Source organism: Desulfovirgula thermocuniculi DSM 16036 (assembly GCF_000429345.1).
Classification (GTDB): domain Bacteria; phylum Bacillota; class Desulfotomaculia; order Desulfotomaculales; family Desulfovirgulaceae; genus Desulfovirgula; species Desulfovirgula thermocuniculi.
In genome coordinates this window covers 1-2,061 of sequence record NZ_AUBR01000115.1, presented here as the reverse complement: position 1 = coordinate 2,061, position 2,061 = coordinate 1, and the positions used below count along the sequence as shown (strand labels likewise).

Genomic DNA, 2,061 nt, shown 5'->3' with positions numbered 1-2,061 from the left:
TTCGAACATGGTGCGCCACCTCTCTCCCCGCTACGGTTTTGTGACCGCTTCCCTCTGGACATCGTTGAGTATGTTCAGGTTAAACAATCAACAACACTACCCTTTTCAGGCCTTTTTAGGAACCCTGGAAAATAGCAGGTTTATCTCATTTCGTCATTCCTCACGTTCCTTCGCCGTACATCCAAATAACGACCGCCGTTGCACAAACAGCGAACGAAAGACAGCCAGGAATCTACTCTCTACACCGACGGGACGCAGACCATCGCACAACCATGCAGCCCCACAGTAGAAGAGCGCTGTGCAGGCTTTCCTGATAAGCTCCAAGGCACGCCCGTAGCACTCCCCTTCAGTACCCGCTGCCCAGTACGCATAGCTGGCACAGCTTAACAGCATCGTCGAAATCTCCTTTACCGTCTTAACAGCCAGCTCGTACCTTTCCCTTCCTACCACCTCGATCAGAGGGGCCAGGAGCGAAGTGGTTTCGCCCTTCTCAATGTTCCCGGAGACCTCCAGAAAGGCCTTGACCAGGCGCTCAAAAATTTCTACTCCCTCCCGTGCCTCACTGGCGATCCCGAAAGCCGTGTTGACCAGCCTGCGAAAACTCAAAACGCAACCGTCACCGGTTCCGCCGGAGGGGGGATCAAAAAGCCACTTCGCCAGCGCTGTCCTGTTGTCACTATACCACGCTAGGGACTTCAGGAGGCCGGCTACCTCCCGTTCCGCCAATCTCATCACCGGAGCCCTGTCGGATACTTTAAGTGCCAGCTCCGGCTTCTGTAGACACAACTCCCTGCACTGGCCGCACCTAAAACCCCCTCCTTCCATCCCTGCGGCTTCCTGTACGTGCACCGGAGGGAGGGGAAGCCCACTCACCGTCTTGGGAGCATCCTGTCCCCACAGACAAAAATGAAATGCCGTAAGTGCCGACATACCGGGAAAGTAAAGCACCGCAGCATTGGGATAAGCATTGCCCCATGCGTGCGCCAGCACACACCAGGCAGTTTCCCATGAAAACCCCGCGCGATCTTCGTCCCATTCCGGGTCACTAAGAAAACTCCGTGCCTTTAGGGTTAGTTCGGAGAAAAAATCTCCCGGACCCATGAGCACCGATTCGTCCTTCCGGCGCAGGGCCCTGACCACCTCTACGTATTCCTCAGGCGACAGGACGTTTTGAGATGTACGCATATACCAGTCTCCTTCCCGCGAAAGTTCTCCTAAAAAGCTAAAGGCCGGACCTTCGCAATCCGGCTTCACCCCATAAAAACCGCAACTATACTTTATGTTTTGACCTATATGTTCGCAAAGTACAGTTTGCATTATTGCACACCTTTTCGGCTAACCTTTGAAATTCCTGCATTTCTCCCTACACCACCGTCTTAGCGTAACCTTCAAAATCACCTTCGCTCTCACTTTCTTCTTCCGCCCACCTACACAAGCCACACGCCACCACCAGTACAATCGCATTCGCCACCAAAAGCCCGCAGAACAGCGTGAAAACCATTAGCGTGTACGCCGTAGCCGGTGGCCGGGATGGCGCTACTCCCTCTATGAAAACTGCAACCCCGATAGCACGAAGCGCCGCGATAACGACAGCAACCACAAAGAGAAAAGCCATCTCCGCCAGCGTAAGCAAAAAGGCCATCGCGCACACTTTTTTGAGACCTGGTATTGAAGGCCGCACCACAATTCCCACAGCAGTCAGCCAGCTGAAAACCATGACCATCCGCGCCACTATGTCCACAACACTAAAATCCTTGACCTCCAACACCGCCACCCGCCCCGCTCCTCCTTTGTAACCATCACGTTTCAAAATCGCCCTACTGGACCGCCTTTTCATTCCCCCCAGCGGCTGTCTCGACGCACCGGACTTCCGCCTCGTACTTCTCGTACTCTTCCACCGCCCGCGCCAGGGAGAGCGCCAGTCCCTTCGCTACCAGCGGCGGCATGTACACCCAGCAGACGGTCGAGCAACCCGTCTCCGGGTTGTTCAGCGTGAAATGGATCGCGAAATCCGCCAACCCCACCTGCACCCCGCCGCCGTTGGCGTAAAAGATCCGCACT

Annotated in this window: 3 protein-coding genes; all 3 read right to left on the bottom strand. The window is 55.2% G+C overall.

All coding sequences use genetic code 11. The features are described from left to right. Positions 1–153 precede the first annotated feature (153 nt). A complete protein-coding gene (locus tag G454_RS0115030) occupies positions 154–825 on the bottom strand; it encodes a hypothetical protein (RefSeq protein WP_156896853.1) in 672 nt (223 codons plus the stop codon). A gap of 538 nt (positions 826–1,363) precedes the next feature. After that, on the bottom strand, positions 1,364–1,774 hold the full coding sequence (locus G454_RS0115025; RefSeq protein ID WP_027719225.1) for a hypothetical protein: 411 nt from the start codon (positions 1,772–1,774) through the stop codon (positions 1,364–1,366). Positions 1,775–1,817: 43 nt separating this feature from the next. Next, the coding region (locus G454_RS21940) for a hypothetical protein (RefSeq protein WP_035108112.1) at positions 1,818–2,061 on the bottom strand (244 nt) is incomplete at its 5' end.

Bases quoted from the DNA above. Each gene is read 5' to 3' on its own strand.
- G454_RS0115030 (WP_156896853.1), bottom strand. From the start codon at position 825: ATGGAAGGAGGGGGTTTTAGGTGCGGCCAGTGCAGGGAGTTGTGTCTA.